Here is a 15,456-nt window from a genome sequence, read left to right on the forward strand (position 1 = left end):
TAATATGAACGGCCCCTATGTGGGGCCGTTTTTTATAATGAGGGCGCTCATTTTTAATGACCTGCTCTTAAAACCACTATGTGAAGTTTTATTCAAAGTGAATAGTAACGCAGTCAAGCCCTCCTTGTGCTGCGAGTAGTCTTTCAGCTTGATTTAGCTTTCCTCGGAAGCTATCAGGTGCAGCTTCTTTACCAACAAAGTATACCGAGATTCCTGGTACAGTATGTTGGATCCATTGTTGAAAAGCATCATTCAAAACAGAAATGCTGGATGCATTGGTAATGTAAAACTTAGAGTTACCAGTTCCCATAATGCCATTCATCCAATTGACATCTTTATTACCATAACGGAATGCACCTGCTGTTCTTACCGGAGTTAGACCGGCCTCAGTAAGTTGTTGGCGAATTTTTTTATGTATTTCATTGTAATCTTTCGCTTGATTATCGAGATCAGTCAGTGCTTTTTGCAACTCGACTCGTTCTTCTTCAGTGATAGACGGACTATTCGCCGCATACTTAACAATGGCTTTGTTGTACTCATGATCATTAATTAATACTTTGCCTTTCTCTAGCGGACGAAGTTGCATATCAATATGGAAGCCTGGCTGTGTGAGTATAATTAGATTATCTCGTGTTACTCCCAGTTCCTCTGCCATTTTCTCTTCAACAATTTCGGTCATTGCGATAAAACGCTTTGCTATTGTTCGAGCTTCTGAGTCAGGAAGTCCTTTACGCATTTGCCCTCCAGCCTCTAACATTGCCACATAATGTTTTTCCAAAGCTGGATCACTTGCTATTGTTCTAATCTTGTCATCAATCAGTGAAAGATCAAAGTCCTGAGCATGATTCGCTGCGTAGGTTAGCTGTTTATATGCATCTGTAACTTCATGTTCCCAATTAAACTCTTTTGGCAGTGTTCTCCCCAATACCTGCTCGTAGCGAGACTTTATTTTCGCACGAACAATATTTAACTTTGATTCATCAATAATGATCTTTGACTCATCTTGAGAGTAGGGGAGAAGCTTATATTTAGCTCGTACAAATTTGGCATACTCAATTTGTTTTTCCAATGAATCGAGATTGGATGGAAGCAAGCCTAGTGCATCAAGCATCAGTCGATCTATTTCAGGATCATTGTTTGACTGAATATAGTGATCTAGTTCTATATTATGAATCTTGGGCTTAGCAATGCTGAGGGTAAAACCACCGGTTTGTTCCATTTGTTGCTTCTTAGCTTCCACTCTTTCATTGTCATATCTGGTGTACAACAAAGCCGTTTGCAGAACAGAATCACGTCCGACAAGTACGTATTGCGAACCATTCTCTCTATGTCCAACAAGCATGTTGCCACCATCGATGATTGAGAAAGTTTTAACAAGCTCTGCACCAGATCTTTCAGCATAACTATCTGCTAGGCTATACATACTGTCGTATAATCCCTGAGTATCTAAAGAGCCATTGCTGTGATGCCCTTCAAGGATTGCCAACGGTGAAGTTTTATCCAATCCACCAATAAAATTATGAAACTCATCTTTCGAATAGCCTAATGATGCAGTTGGCCGAAAAACTTTTGCACCGTCTCTAGACAGCCACATATTATCTTCCGTCCACAAATACATTGGGCTTTGGGTTAGTACGGTAAATCCCTGTTGAATACCAACTTCTGTCAATTCGGCAACTAATTCTGGTTGTATCTGATAATGCTCTGGTATGACAACGGTCTTAACTCTATTACTCAGATCATCGACCGCGAGGTTGAGAGTGTTGCTAGTGGATTGCGAACCAACACGGAAGGTAGAGCTCTCATATTGAGCAGAATCTGTTGGAAATAGGATCGCTTGGTTTGCGACCGCATGACTAGAGACGGTTGCCAGTGCAACAAAAATAGCAAGAGGTCTTAATTTCACAATATATAATCCTGTAAATATCAAAGTTGACATTTATATTAACATGGTGAATCTATAATTCGATCTTATTGTATGAGTATTCACACAACTCTGACTTTTTTATTCATTGTGAATTTGGTGTAAAGAACCAAGAAGATGTTAGTAGAAAGGAACTCGGCCGATAGTGTTTTGGCTAAATCACTTAGCCTAGATTGCAGTTGCTGATAGGTTTTATCGAATATCTCAATGTACTGTTCATTTCGCCGAGCAAAATAATCTTTTTCATGCCGACGAAGCATGAGGAGATCAATCGCACTCAATAAATTCTCAGTAGCGGCATTTTCGAGAGTGGTGAGCCGATTAGCACTGACATTTTCATAGAATGAGTAAAAACCGACCCCGAGTAGCAATGTGAAGTTAATTAAAAAAGTTTTGCTCTGATCGATAGAGAAAAAATACGATCTTTTTTTACAGGTGATCCGGACATGGACACCTCCCATAAGCCTATGACGTTGATAACTGAGTGTTTTGCATGTTGCATTTTTGTTTCATTTTATTGCCACAACATTCAACTAATAGCTTATAGGAGGAGATTTACAAGTCAGTCCAGGTGCTCTGCTTGCCCTTTTACATCAAACACTACTTTGTTTGCGCCACTGTACACATGGAAGCGACGACCGGAAGCGCGAGCAATCGTGGTAATACCAAAACGTTGCGCAAGCTCAAGCCCCATTTGAGTCACACCCGAGCGCGATAGCAGCACAGGAATCCCCATTTGCGCCACTTTAATCACCATCTCGGAGGTTAAACGGCCTGTGGTGTAGAAAATTTTGTCATCCCCACGCATGCCATTGAGCCACATTTCACCGGCCAAAGTATCCACTGCATTGTGGCGACCGACATCTTCCACAAAAGAGATCACCCGATCCTCTTGGCAAATTGCACAGCCATGCACCGCGCCGGCTTTTTTGTAAGTATCGTTGTAGTGAGTCAATGCTTCCAGAGCAGCGTAAATTTGTGACTGTTTAATTGGCTGCTGTGGCACTTGGTAACTCTCAAGCTGCTTCATCACGTTGCCATACATGGTGCCTTGGCCACAGCCGGAGGTGACGGTTTTTTTCTTCAGCGCAGGCTCTAAATGGTCAATGTTTTCACGGGTGACCACCGCGGCCGAATGGGTTTCCCAATCAATGATGATGGAATCGAGCGCTTCCGGATCGGAAATAAAACTTTGGTTCTTCAAATAACCCAGCACTAAAGCTTCTGGCCGCGAACCGAGCGTCATCAAGGTCACAATCTCTTTCCAGTTGAGCAGGACAGTGAGAGGGCGTTCGCAAGCGATCGATTTCACCAGTTTTTCGCCGTATTCGTCATACACTTCAACTTCAATGGTTTGCAGAGGATTTTCGCTGGTTTTGATGATGGAAGGTTTAGCCACGCTGGATTCCTGTGTGATGCTCGCTTTATTCACCGCCGATCTGTCAGTGCAGATCTTGGGGTAGAGCGAATAAGAAAAAGTGCCGTCAATGTAGCAAAAAGGGTGCCGAATCAAAAACAAACTGAACAAAAGTGATGATGTCGCTCTACTTAAAGCAAGGTACTGGTACCCAATGGCGCAATTATTGCTTTAATTTCTACTCTGATTGTTAATTTAGTATGGGTTATGACTGAACAAACTTCTCCTGAATCCTTAACGGATGCCGCTCATAGTAAAACCGACAGCGCTTGGCCGCTCGCTTGCAACCTTGAGCCGCGTTTGGTCTCGCGTGGCCGTTGGCAAACCACGCAGTGGATGTTGCACGGTTTCAGTTTAACACCAGAGGCACAGAGTCAATATGTCGCAACCTTACACTTGTATCGTGACGAGCGTACTGACTATCGCTTCAATCTGAGCTCACAAGCGCCAAAACTGTTCTTGGTTGCCGAAGATCCGATTGAAGATCAGCCGCTTAAAATCGTGCAATTGAGCGCATCGCAAGCCGTCGCCAGCCGTTATATGGACAGCGATTATCTGGTGCTGTCGGCCGATATGCCGCTACCCGTTCAGGCGTGGATGGAAGCCTATATTGGTCGTCACGGAGAGCTACTGGAAATTCGCCGCAAGAAACGTGAAGGCGCGGGGAGGTCTTGTGGCAACTGAAAACACGTTTTTCTCTCGTTGGTCACAACGTAAATTAACCGCAGAATCAGACCAAGCGCTTGATACCACAAAGAGTTTGAACTCTGAGCCTGTGCAGGCAGAGTCGATTGCTAATCAATCTTCGGTAGAAACTAAAAGTGGTTTGGTGAGTGATGCGGTCGAACAACCTCATTCAGCCGAGAATAATGAACCCAGCGTAGCGAGTTTGTTGGTATCCGGTGCTTCGCAAGAACTGAAGAAAGCCGCATTGCGTAAGCTGTTTTTAAGCGGCGAGTTTAGTGAAGTGTGTATGCTGGATGATTACAACGCGGATTACAGCAACACAGCAACCCTCACCACGCAAGTCGCACAAACATTACGCCAATGGTGTAATGAGCTAGAAACGACGCCAGAGGTTAAGTCTGAACAAGCTATACCGGAAAAAGCTATGTCTGAACAAACGATGCCTGATCAAAGTATGCCTGATGAAACGACAGCTTCTGCGCTCGAATTCGCTGAGGATTCTGCGCGACTTTCTGATCACAATACGCTTTCTTCTTGCGATACTGCGGCATCTGACACACTGAATAGTGAGACAAAATATACCGCATAGAGATTAGGGACATTTTGACTTACTACTCAATAGGTAGAGTGAGACATAATGTCTCACTCTTATTGTGGCTTTTCATTTCTCATCCCCGTTATCGATAAATTCTCTGATTTTTCAATAAAATAAATTTGGAACGCTATTTGCTTTAGCTTATGTAAAACGAGCCAACACGCTCGTGATTCTTATAAGCGGAAGCAAGCAATGTTAAACAACCTACTACAACAAGCGACGTCTCCAAACGGTCGGGCGAGACAGTATGCGATTGAGCATACGGTTGAGTTGACCAATCTTATTCCTCCTACCGTAAGTTACGAAAGTGGCGGCCATACCTTAATTATTGGACCCACGATGCTCATTGAGCGTATTACCGAGCCACTAAGCAGTATGGCTTCAATCACGCTCCTTTCTGTGGATGGTGAGCCTGGCACACAAAGCAATTTGTACTATGCCGATACGGTAGAAATCAGCGGTTTCCTCGGCGCATTCTCGGTGAACGTAGAAAACCACGGTAAACGAGCCAATTTGGCGCAAGCCGCGATAGATGGAAACACCTTTGATATCGTATTGGATATGTCACTCAACGGTTTAATGAGTGAAGAGGTTCCTGTGCCCGGTTATTTCCCAGTAGGACGCGGTTATCCAAAGCTGGCGGATGCGCTGGAAGAGATCCCAACTCTGATGGGTACCTTCGATAAACCTAAGTATTTCCGTCTGGATACAGACTTGTGCGCGCACAGCTCACGTGGAGTGAAAGGGTGTGAACGCTGTGTGGATGCGTGTCCTGCTGGCGCACTGTCCAGTGAAGGCTCTGATCAAACAGGCCATCGCATTCAAATTAACCCTTATCTGTGTCAGGGCGTCGGAACCTGCGCGACGGCTTGCCCGACGGAAGCAATTCACTACGCACTGCCTAATCCTACCGATACGCAAAAATTTATTGAGCGATTACTGGCGAATTACCATCAAGCTGGTGGTGAAAAACCTATAGTGCTGATCTGCAGCTCTCGACATGAAAGTTACAACGTCATGGCACTTAAGGTATTGCCAGATAACGTGATTCCTGTGGTGGTAGAAGAGCTGCCTTCCGTCGGCATCGACAGCTGGTTTGCTGCTTTAGTTAACGGTGCAACTCAAGTGCTGTTTGCAGCGAGCCGTCATATGCCGCCCACTATCCAGCGTATTCTCAACCAAGAAGTGAGCATGGCGCAGAGCTTGCTGACTCACTTGGGTTTGCCCAAAGAGACGATTGATATTCTTTATCTCGAATCGCTACGCGAGGGGATGCCGGTACTGTGTGAACAGCCGCTTGGGCTTAAGTTGGGTGACTTAATCGGTAATAAGCGCGAACGTCTGTTTACCGCGCTGGATGCGTTAGCAGAAACACTCAATGCACAGTCGAGCGTTCAACCACTCAGTATTAGCGCGCCTTACGGCACCATTGAATGCCAAGCAAGCGATTGTACTTTATGCATGAGCTGTGTTGCGGTTTGCCCAACGCGTGCACTGCATCCGGTGGGTGATAGCCCAGCACTACGCTTTATTGAGCAAGATTGTGTGCAGTGTGGTTTGTGTGTCAAAGCTTGCCCTGAACAAGCGCTTAGCGCGACGCCACAACTCAACTGGAACCAAGCGGCACGCCAAGGTGTGGTGACCTTGCATCAAGAAGAACCCGCTAAGTGCCTGCGCTGCCATAAGCCTTTCGCGCCACAATCCATGATTACCATGTTGCAAGCCAAGTTACGCGGTCACTCGCATTTCGCCACGCCGGAAGCGCTCAATCGGATTGCGATGTGCGAAGACTGTCGGGTAGTCGACATGTTTGAAGCCATGGCACATGACCCTGAGCAGCAGCTCAAGTATTAAGGAGAAAGCAATGCAAGAGCAATCCATAGGTTCACAATCTATGCGTTCAGACATTTACCTGCTGCTCGCCACACTGCTGCGCGATGTGCCCTCAGCAGAGCTGTGCAGCTTTCTAGCCGAATTGGACTTTGAAACCAATGGCACCGAAATGGCGAAAGCGTGGCAGGCGATGTCCGCCGCCGCACAAAACGCTCAAGCTGACTCTTTGGCTGACGAGTATCAAGAGCTGTTTATTGGTATCGGTCGTGGTGAAGTCGTGCCTTTTGCCTCATGGCATCTAACTGGTTCATTGATGGAAAAGCCGCTGGCTGAGATTCGTGATGATTTGAGCCGCTTAGGGCTAGAGCGTGATGAGCAAGTGCGTGAACCAGAAGATCATATCTCGGCGCTGTGCGAAACCATGGCTTATTTATGTGAGCAAGGTGATGACGAAAATGCGGATGCGCAGACGCAACAAGCGTTCTTCAACCGTCATATCGCACCGTGGTTTGGCAAGCTGGTGAGCCAAATTCGTCAGGCTCCTCATGCCCAATTTTATTTAGCCGTCGCACAGCTTCTGGACGCTTTTTTGAGTTTAGAACAAGTGGCGATGACACAAGCACCAAGCAGTCGCAAGAATCGATATCGGATCGAGGTGAAAAACCTGACTGATAAAGCTGAGCAGTGAACAAACCGGAATTAGAAAACAGACGTCTTAAGACGCACAGCTAAGTTGCTAAAACTTAAGCAATAAGGAAGCAATCGATGAAAAAAGAGAACCAAGTAAACCAAAGCAGACGCGATCTGCTTAAAGGGTTAGGCACAGCGGCTGTCGCTGGCGCTGTCGTAGCGGGGGTCAGCACTCAAACGGTCGCCAGTGAATCAAGCACCGAGAGCAAAGAGCCGCTGAAAAAAGGCTATCACGAAACTCAACACATTCGTGATTACTACAACACGCTATAGGAGCCAACCCGATGAGACTCATCAAACGTTCAGACAGCGTGACCAAAGAGCAAAATCAGCTCGGTATTAGTCGTCGTGCCTTTATGAAAAACACGTCACTGGCAGCGGGCGGAGCGGCGGTAGGTGCCTCTTTGTTTACGCCGGGCATGATTCGTAAAGCTCAGGCCAGCGACGTGGATCGCAGCGCAAAAACGGAAGTAAAGCGTACCATCTGTTCACACTGTTCCGTCGGTTGCGGTATCTACGCTGAAGTACAAAACGGTGTATGGACTGGCCAAGAGCCGGCTTTTGATCACCCATTTAACGCAGGCGGTCACTGTGCAAAAGGCGCAGCATTACGCGAACACGGCCACGGCGAACGTCGCCTGAAATACCCAATGAAGTTAGAAGGCGGCAAGTGGAAGAAGATCTCTTGGGAACAAGCCATCAATGAAATTGGTGACAAAGCGCTGAAGATCCGTGAAGAGTCAGGCCCAGATTCAGTTTACTTCCTCGGCAGTGCTAAGCACAGCAACGAGCAGGCCTATTTGTTCCGCAAAATGGCTTCTCTGTGGGGCACCAACAACGTTGACCACCAAGCACGTATTTGCCACTCCACCACGGTTGCGGGTGTAGCAAACACTTGGGGTTATGGTGCAATGACCAACTCATTCAATGACATGCACAACTGTAAGTCGATGCTGTTCATTGGTTCTAACCCTGCAGAAGCTCACCCAGTTGCGATGCAGCATATTTTGATCGCGAAAGAGAAAAACAGCTGCAAAATCGTGGTTGCCGATCCTCGTCGTACCCGTACTGCCGCAAAAGCGGATTACTTTGTCTCACTGCGTCCCGGTAGTGATGTTGCCTTTATTTGGGGCGTGCTGTGGCACGTGTTCAAAAATAACTGGGAAGACAAAGAGTACATCCGTCAACGTGTATTCGGTATGGATGAAATCCGCGCTGAAGTGGCCAAATGGACGCCAGCAGAAGTTGAGCGTGTCACTGGCGTAAGCGAAGAAGAAGTCTATAACACAGCGAAAATCCTTGCGGAAAACCGTCCGGGTTGTGTGGTTTGGTGTATGGGTGGTACTCAACACACCACAGGTAACAACAATACTCGTGCGTACTGCATCCTTGAGCTGGCACTGGGTAACATCGGCAAATCGGGCGGCGGCGCCAACATTTTCCGTGGTCACGATAACGTGCAAGGCGCAACCGACTTAGGCGTGCTTTCCGATACGCTGCCGGGTTACTACGGTTTGACCGAAGGTTCATGGAAACACTGGGCAAGCGTTTGGGGTGTGGATTTTGAGTGGATCAAAAACCGCTTTGACCAAGGTACCTACAATGGCGCGTTGCCAATGGAAACTCCGGGGATCCCTGTATCTCGCTGGATCGATGGTGTATTGGAAAACAAAGACAACCTGCAGCAACGTGAAAACATTCGCGCCATGTTCTATTGGGGTCATGCGGTGAACTCGCAAACCCGCGGCGTGGAAATGAAAAAAGCGATGCAAAAGCTGGATATGATGGTGATTGTTGACCCATACCCAACGGTTGCGGCGGTAATGAACGATCGCACGGATGGAGTGTATCTACTTCCTGCGACCACTCAGTTTGAAACGTATGGCAGTGTGACGGCGTCTAACCGCTCTATTCAGTGGCGTGATCAGGTGATTGAGCCGCTGTTTGAATCCAAACCTGACCACGAAATCATGTATCTGCTCAGCCAAAAACTGGGGATCGTCGATCAACTGTGTAAAAAACATTCGTGTTGAGAACAATCAGCCACTGATTGAAGACATTACGCGCGAATTTAACCGCGGTATGTGGACGATTGGTTACACCGGACAAAGCCCAGAGCGTTTGAAAACGCACCAACAGAACTGGCACACCTTCCACAAAACCACGCTTGCTGCCGAAGGTGGCCCTGCGAATGGCGATACTTACGGTATGCCTTGGCCATGTTGGGGAACGCCAGAGATGAAACACCCCGGCACGCACATTCTTTACGATACCTCGAAAACGGTCGCTGAAGGTGGCGGTAATTTCCGTACCCGTTTTGGTGTGGAGTTTGAAGGTAAGAGCCTGCTGGCTGAAGACAGCTACTCGAAAGGATGTGAGCTGCAAGACGGCTATCCAGAATTTAGCGATAAGCTACTGAAACAACTCGGATGGTGGGATGATTTAACCGCGGAAGAGAAAGCGGCTGCAGAAGGCAAAAACTGGAAAACTGACCTTTCTGGCGGTATTCAGCGTGTCGCGATCAAACACGGCTGTATTCCATTCGGTAACGCGAAAGCGCGTGCGATTGTGTGGACATTCCCAGATCGCGTACCGCTGCACCGTGAACCGCTGTATACACCACGCCGTGATCTGCTGGCTGATTACCCCACGTGGGACGACCAAGCATTCATCTTCCGTGTGCCAACCCTGTACAAATCGATTCAAGCGCAAGATAAATCAGTGGAATACCCGATCATTCTTACCTCCGGTCGCTTAGTGGAGTACGAAGGCGGTGGTGAAGAAACCCGTTCTAACCCTTGGCTAGCAGAGCTACAACAAGAGATGTTTGTTGAAGTGAACCCGAAAGATGCCAACGATTTAGGCTTTATGGATGGCGATATGGTTTGGGTTGAAGGTGCAGAGAAAGGCCGCATCAAAGTCAAAGCTATGGTGACACGTCGCGTGAAACCGGGCATGGCGTTCTTACCATTCCACTTTGGTGGCAAATTCCAAGGTGAAGATCTGCGTCCAAAATACCCAGAAGGGACACAGCCTTACGTGGTTGGGGAAGCGGCAAACACCGCCACGACCTACGGCTACGATCCTGTCACCTTGATGCAGGAAACCAAAGTCACCCTCTGTAACATTCGTAAAGCGTAAGGAGCTTACCCATGGCAAGAATGAAATTCCTGTGTGACACCAAACGCTGTATCGAATGTAACGGCTGTGTCACGGCCTGTAAAAATGAAAACGATGATGCGCTGGAATGGGGCATCCAGCGTCGCCGCGTAGTTACGCTCAACGATGGTGAACCGGGTGAAAACTCGATTTCCGTGGCTTGCATGCACTGCACCGATGCACCTTGTATGGCGGTGTGTCCGGCAGACTGCTTTGTGCATACCGAAGATGGCATCGTACTGCACAACAAAGATCTCTGTATCGGTTGTGGTTACTGCTTGTTTGCTTGCCCGTTTGGTGCGCCGCAGTTTCCGAAACAGGCGGCGTTTGGTGAACGCGGTAAGATGGACAAATGCACCTTCTGTGCTGGCGGCCCTGAAACAGAGCCGGGTTCAGAAGAGGAACGTCGTAAATACGGAGCCAACCGTATTGCGGAAGGTAAACTGCCCATGTGCGCTTCTCTCTGTTCTACCAAAGCGCTGCTGGCGGGTGATGCGGAGAAAATCTCTGATATTTTCCGTCAGCGCGTGGTTGAACGTGGTGCGAAAGGTGCCGGTTGGACTAACGGTGAAGATCTCGCGTATGACGCAACTCGGAGTTAAGTGGCTATGAGACAAAAACTTTCTCGCGCCACTCGTTTTGTGCTGCCTTTATTGGCAGCACTGCTGTGCTGGTTGGCTCAACCAGTGATGGCAGAAGAGAACGCAAAACCGGATGTGGTGCAAAAAGAGATGACCCAACTGGCAGGCGCAGACTTTTGGCGTCAGGTACGGCAAGGCGAAGCGGGTTATACCACTTCTCAGTCTCCTGAACATGGCGTGTTGATCAGTAAACCGGGTGAAACTTGGTTTATCCTTAAAGAGAAATGGATGTCTCCGGCTGGTGCGGTGGCGATTTTCGGCAGCATAGCAATGGTCGTGCTAGCGTATATCGCAGTCGGTCCGCTGATGCTGAGTAAGCCGCGCACCGGACGTAAGCTCAATCGCTGGTCACGCTCAGATAGGGCGCTGCACTGGAGCATGGCGTTTACTTTCCTGACCTTGGCGTTCAGCGGGCTGATGCTGGTGTATGGCAAGCACTTCTTAAAACCGTATATCCCGAGTGAGCTGTGGGGCTGGATCATCTATGCCGCGAAGCAGTATCACAACTACATGGGGCCACTGTTTTTCATTCTGCTGATGTTTGTGCTGCTCAAGTGGTGGCGCAAATCCATTTTCAATAAAGTGGATGTGCAATGGTTTATGAAACTCGGTGGCATGGTTGGTAAACACAAAGGCACACACCCTTCAGCGGGCTTTTCTAATGCTGGGGAGAAAGCTATTTACTGGTTACTGATTGTGTTTGGAACCTTTGCGGCCATTAGTGGCTTGGTGCTCGATTTTCCGATTTTCGACCAGACGCGTCGCCACATGGAATTGTCTAATCTGATTCATATGTTTTCAGCCCTGATCTTAATCTGTGGCTTTATCTTTCATATCTATATTGGTCTGTTTGGGATGGAAGGCGCATTAGAAGGCATGGTGACAGGCAAAGTGGATGAAACGTGGGCGAAAGAGCATCATGACCTGTGGTATGAAGAAGTAAAACGCCGCGGTGAAATTGAAGATGCCAGTGCCGAATCTGAAACGACGGCATTGAATCAAGTGAAAGGAGAGGTGAGCCATGAATCAAGATAGAGCGCACAAGTCCGTGTGGTTTGTCTACATTGCAAGCTTGCTGACGCCATTTACCTGTTTGCTATCGGGCATGATCGGCATTATCTATGCGGGTTATCGCTTGGACAAAAACCAAGATGGTGAAGTCGCGAATTCCCACTACTATGGGCTCATTCGCAGTTTCTTCCTCTATCTCACGTTCTTTGTGGTACTGATTGTCACGGTAGCGACCACGAACGGCATTATCATGGGCGTGAATCGCTACTGGATGCCGGAGTCTTGGCTTGCCAAGCTTGGACATGGCATTCCTTATGTGGGCGCAATCATTGCCGTCGGAGCCATCTCGATCTGGATCTGGCGTATAATCCAAGGCATGCAACAGTATCAAAATAACTTACCGCATTCTCCCTCCAAAGGGCCTAATCTGTAATTCCATACCCGGCCAAACAGCCGGGTATTTTTTACCCTGCAACATTTTGCTGAGTTCTTGTGCGCGTTGTTTTGGTGCTAAAGCGCCAAATTGGTGCAATTCTGTTGCTAAATGTAACAACCAACTTCTGCTTGCTCGGGAATTCCCCGACTAACTACCTTATTTATCAATATATTAGAAAAATTATTCTCTATTTCATCATCAGCGCAAAAACTGGAACAGCTTTTGCTCAGTCGAGCTTAAATCTTCTTTCTCACCAACTTGGTGAAAATAGCAACAAAGCACAGGAAAAGTGCATAACAGACGATGGAGTATCATATCGATGAGCGATAGCGTAAGTCAGGTTCAAGGTGCCGTTCAAACCCTGACCCAAAGTTCAGACACTTTATTTTTGCTGCTCGGCGCCATCATGGTGTTTTTGATGCATGCAGGCTTTGCTTTTCTTGAAGTCGGCACGGTTCGGAAGAAAAATCAGGTTAACGCGCTGGTGAAAATTTTGGCAGATTTCGGGGTTTCTACGATTGCCTATTTCTTTATTGGTTATTGGGTTGCGTATGGGCATCATTTCTTTGCTGATGCCGCAACACTCTCACAAGGCAATGGTTATGATTTAGTTAAGTTCTTTTTCCTACTTACCTTTGCGGCGGCCATTCCTGCGATTGTGTCTGGCGGTATTGCTGAACGCGCCCGATTCTATCCTATTCTTTTAGCGACATTTTTTTCGGTCGGGCTGGTTTACCCTTTCTTTGAAGGGATCATTTGGAATAGTAACTTTGGTGTACAAGACTGGTTTACCGCCAATTTAGGCGCACCATTTCACGACTTTGCAGGCTCAGTGGTTGTTCACGCCGTCGGTGGCTGGATTGCGCTGGTTGCCGTTGCTTTCTTAGGCATGCGTCGTGGCCGCGTGCGCGCTGGCAAGCACACCAACTTTGCTCCCTCCAACATTCCCTTTTTAGCGCTTGGTGCATGGATTCTAAGTGTCGGTTGGTTCGGCTTTAACGTGATGTCAGCACAAACTTTGAATGGCATCAGCGGATTAGTGGCGATGAACTCTTTAATGGCAATGACGGGCGGTATTCTCGCCGCGTTAATTGTTGGGAAAAATGACCCAGGTTTTATCCATAACGGTCCATTAGCGGGTTTGGTCGCCGTGTGTGCAGGATCGGATTTAATGCATCCTTTAGGTGCATTGGTCACAGGGGTGATTGCGGGTGCCGTATTTGTTTGGCTGTTCACTCAATTACAAAATAAAACCAAAATTGATGATGTGCTCGGTGTATGGCCGCTGCATGGCGTGTGTGGGGCGTGGGGTGGCATTGCCGCAGGCATTTTTGGCCAAACGGCTTTCGGTGGCTTAGGGGGCGTAAGCTTCAGCACACAGATTGTTGGAACCTTAATGGGCATCGCGATTGCGTTAAGTGGCGCACTGATGGTTTATGGCATCTTGCATAAAGTGATGGGGTTACGTTTATCACAAGAAGATGAGTTTAATGGCGCAGATTTAGCCATTCACAAAATCTCCGCAACCAGCGAAGAGTAATTCCGATTTGGATGGGCTTCTCGGTTCGAGAAGCCCTCAATTCCACTATGACTCATTCTGCAACGCTCTCTCTTTCTTCCCATCAATAGCCTTGTTACTACTATGGTCTAATCTGCGTTTTCTAGGGTTGATAACGCTTCGGTGTTAAGCTTAAACAAAAGCCGAAAAAAGGAATGGGTTATGAGCTTACCGTATCGACATATTGTGATACTGACTGGAGCAGGCATCTCTGCGGAGTCTGGTATTCAAACTTTCCGCGCTCAGGATGGGCTATGGGAAAATCATCGTATTGAAGATGTGGCGACACCAGAAGGGTTTCAACGCGATCCAGATATGGTGCTGGAGTTTTATAACCAACGCCGCCGTAAGCTGCTCTCTGATGCGATTCAGCCTAATCCGGCACATCTTGCCCTAGGTAAACTGGAAAAAGAGTTGCAGGGCAGTGTCACGGTGATTACTCAAAACATCGATAACCTGCACGAACGTGGCGGCAGCCAGAATATTATTCATATGCATGGTGAATTGCTGAGAGCGCGTTGTCCTGAATCCAATCAAACAGTGGAGCAAAAAGAGGATATCCGTAACGGCGATTTATGCCACTGCTGCCAAATGCCTGCACAAATGCGTCCACACATTGTTTGGTTTGGTGAAATGCCGCTGCGCATGGGGGATATTTATGCCGCGCTTGAGCAAGCGGATCTGTTTGTTTCTATTGGTACATCAGGGGTGGTTTATCCCGCAGCGGGCTTTGTGCATGATGCACGCATGCATGGTGCACATACGATAGAAATCAATTTAGAACCTAGTGCGGTGGAAAGCGAGTTTGCTGAGAAGCGCTATGGCAAAGCGAGTATTGAAGTGCCAAGGTTAGTGGAAGAAATTTTGGCGTCGCAAAAACGTGCTATGCATCACTCTGCCAGTAAACAGTACAAACATGCTTAATGGCGATGAGTGAGTACGTGAACCGATAAAAAAAGCCCCGCTAAACGGGGCTTTTTTTATCCTAGTATTGGCATTCCAACGACAAGATTAATCGCGGAAGTTGTTGTACTGCAGCGGTTGTTCCAAATTCGCTTCGCGCAGCATTGCCATCACTTCTTGCAAATCATCACGCTTTTTACCCGTCACGCGCACTTTGTCGCCTTGAATTGAGGCTTGCACTTTGATTTTGGCATCTTTAATCAATTTCACGATCTTCTTTGCCAGTAGGGCTTCCAAACCTTGCTTGAATTCTGCTTCTTTATACCAGTTTTTACCGATATGCACAGAATCTTTGGCTTTCATCGCACGAGCATCCACACCGCGTTTGGCGAGGTTACCGCGCAAAATGTCCATCATCTGACCGAGTTGGAAATCATCTTCGGCGGCCAGTTTTACGGTCTCTTCTTTCAGCTCAAAACTGGCATCTACGTTACGAAAATCAAATCGGCTAGCGAGTTCACGCGTTGAGTTTTCGACTGCGTTACGCAGCTCAACCGCATCAATTTCTGAAACAATATCAAAAGAAGGCATGAGGTATTTCC

General features: G+C 47.5%; 13 protein-coding genes and 1 pseudogene. 11 read left to right on the forward strand and 3 right to left on the reverse strand.

All coding sequences use genetic code 11. The features are described 5' to 3' along the window. Nucleotides 1-88: 88 nt before the first annotated feature. Both CEQ48_RS11415 and fdhD read right to left on the reverse strand, forming a co-directional pair. Nucleotides 89-1,906, reverse strand: a complete 1,818-nt coding sequence (locus CEQ48_RS11415) for a hypothetical protein (RefSeq protein WP_232477886.1) — start codon at nt 1,904-1,906, stop codon at nt 89-91. 580 nt (nt 1,907-2,486) lie between these two features. Continuing rightward, nucleotides 2,487-3,323, reverse strand: a complete 837-nt coding sequence (gene fdhD, locus CEQ48_RS11425; RefSeq protein ID WP_089071327.1) for a formate dehydrogenase accessory sulfurtransferase FdhD — start codon at nt 3,321-3,323, stop codon at nt 2,487-2,489. A 225-nt stretch (nt 3,324-3,548) separates the two neighbouring features. On the opposite strand from fdhD, the gene CEQ48_RS11430 reads away from it, so the two are divergent. The 11 genes and pseudogenes from CEQ48_RS11430 to cobB all read left to right on the forward strand — a co-directional run bounded on the left by CEQ48_RS11430 (nt 3,549) and on the right by cobB (nt 14,875). After that, the gene (locus tag CEQ48_RS11430; RefSeq protein WP_089071328.1) at nt 3,549-4,025 is read left to right on the forward strand and encodes a DUF3305 domain-containing protein; all 477 of its coding nucleotides are present in this window, start codon (nt 3,549-3,551) and stop codon (nt 4,023-4,025) included. After that, nucleotides 3,952-4,617, forward strand: coding sequence for a DUF3306 domain-containing protein (locus tag CEQ48_RS11435; RefSeq protein WP_089071329.1), 666 nt, complete (start codon nt 3,952-3,954; stop codon nt 4,615-4,617). Before CEQ48_RS11430 ends, CEQ48_RS11435 begins: the two co-directional genes overlap by 74 nt. Nucleotides 4,618-4,815: 198 nt before the next feature. After that, nucleotides 4,816-6,477 carry a 4Fe-4S binding protein gene (locus CEQ48_RS11440; RefSeq protein ID WP_089071330.1) on the forward strand — a complete coding sequence of 554 codons (1,662 nt, stop codon included), beginning with the start codon at nt 4,816-4,818 and terminating at the stop codon, nt 6,475-6,477. A gap of 10 nt (nt 6,478-6,487) precedes the next feature. Beyond that, nucleotides 6,488-7,144: a TorD/DmsD family molecular chaperone gene (locus tag CEQ48_RS11445; protein WP_089071331.1), complete on the forward strand. Its 657-nt coding sequence runs from the start codon at nt 6,488-6,490 to the stop codon at nt 7,142-7,144. 77 nt (nt 7,145-7,221) lie between these two features. Beyond that, complete coding sequence (locus CEQ48_RS11450; RefSeq protein WP_000711979.1) at nt 7,222-7,419, forward strand: twin-arginine translocation signal domain-containing protein; 198 nt, start codon at nt 7,222-7,224, stop codon at nt 7,417-7,419. An 11-nt stretch (nt 7,420-7,430) separates the two neighbouring features. Beyond that, nucleotides 7,431-10,287, forward strand: a pseudogene (locus tag CEQ48_RS11455) (formate dehydrogenase subunit alpha). Between the two features lie 11 nt (nt 10,288-10,298). Then, nucleotides 10,299-10,907 (forward strand): formate dehydrogenase FDH3 subunit beta, encoded by a 609-nt coding sequence (gene fdh3B, locus CEQ48_RS11460; RefSeq protein WP_000113430.1) that lies wholly within the window; start codon nt 10,299-10,301, stop codon nt 10,905-10,907. 6 nt (nt 10,908-10,913) lie between these two features. Then, nucleotides 10,914-11,981: a formate dehydrogenase subunit gamma gene (locus CEQ48_RS11465; protein WP_055034086.1), complete on the forward strand. Its 1,068-nt coding sequence runs from the start codon at nt 10,914-10,916 to the stop codon at nt 11,979-11,981. Then, entirely contained in the window at nt 11,968-12,390 is a 423-nt protein-coding gene (locus tag CEQ48_RS11470; RefSeq protein WP_089071332.1) for a hypothetical protein, read from the forward strand. Before CEQ48_RS11465 ends, CEQ48_RS11470 begins: the two co-directional genes overlap by 14 nt. A 322-nt stretch (nt 12,391-12,712) precedes the next feature. Then, complete coding sequence (locus CEQ48_RS11475) at nt 12,713-13,933, forward strand: ammonium transporter (RefSeq protein ID WP_089071333.1); 1,221 nt, start codon at nt 12,713-12,715, stop codon at nt 13,931-13,933. Nucleotides 13,934-14,113: 180 nt separating this feature from the next. Continuing rightward, nucleotides 14,114-14,875, forward strand: coding sequence for a Sir2 family NAD+-dependent deacetylase (gene cobB / locus CEQ48_RS11480; protein WP_198301268.1), 762 nt, complete (start codon nt 14,114-14,116; stop codon nt 14,873-14,875). Between the two features lie 87 nt (nt 14,876-14,962). Here the strand turns inward: cobB and CEQ48_RS11485 are convergent, their stop codons facing one another. Then, the gene (locus tag CEQ48_RS11485) at nt 14,963-15,445 is read right to left on the reverse strand and encodes a YajQ family cyclic di-GMP-binding protein (protein ID WP_089071335.1); all 483 of its coding nucleotides are present in this window, start codon (nt 15,443-15,445) and stop codon (nt 14,963-14,965) included. Nucleotides 15,446-15,456: the final 11 nt, after the last annotated feature.

Source organism: Vibrio tarriae, from assembly GCF_002216685.1.
Classification (GTDB): domain Bacteria; phylum Pseudomonadota; class Gammaproteobacteria; order Enterobacterales; family Vibrionaceae; genus Vibrio; species Vibrio tarriae.

Coding starts and splice junctions, on each gene's coding strand:
- CEQ48_RS11430 (WP_089071328.1), top strand. CDS start 3,549: ATGACTGAACAAACTTCTCCTGAATCCTTAACGGATGCCGCTCATAGT.
- CEQ48_RS11440 (WP_089071330.1), top strand. CDS start 4,816: ATGTTAAACAACCTACTACAACAAGCGACGTCTCCAAACGGTCGGGCG.
- CEQ48_RS11445 (WP_089071331.1), top strand. CDS start 6,488: ATGCAAGAGCAATCCATAGGTTCACAATCTATGCGTTCAGACATTTAC.
- CEQ48_RS11450 (WP_000711979.1), top strand. CDS start 7,222: ATGAAAAAAGAGAACCAAGTAAACCAAAGCAGACGCGATCTGCTTAAA.
- fdh3B (WP_000113430.1), top strand. CDS start 10,299: ATGGCAAGAATGAAATTCCTGTGTGACACCAAACGCTGTATCGAATGT.
- CEQ48_RS11465 (WP_055034086.1), top strand. CDS start 10,914: ATGAGACAAAAACTTTCTCGCGCCACTCGTTTTGTGCTGCCTTTATTG.
- CEQ48_RS11470 (WP_089071332.1), top strand. CDS start 11,968: ATGAATCAAGATAGAGCGCACAAGTCCGTGTGGTTTGTCTACATTGCA.
- CEQ48_RS11475 (WP_089071333.1), top strand. CDS start 12,713: ATGAGCGATAGCGTAAGTCAGGTTCAAGGTGCCGTTCAAACCCTGACC.
- cobB (WP_198301268.1), top strand. CDS start 14,114: ATGAGCTTACCGTATCGACATATTGTGATACTGACTGGAGCAGGCATC.
- CEQ48_RS11485 (WP_089071335.1), bottom strand. CDS start 15,445: ATGCCTTCTTTTGATATTGTTTCAGAAATTGATGCGGTTGAGCTGCGT.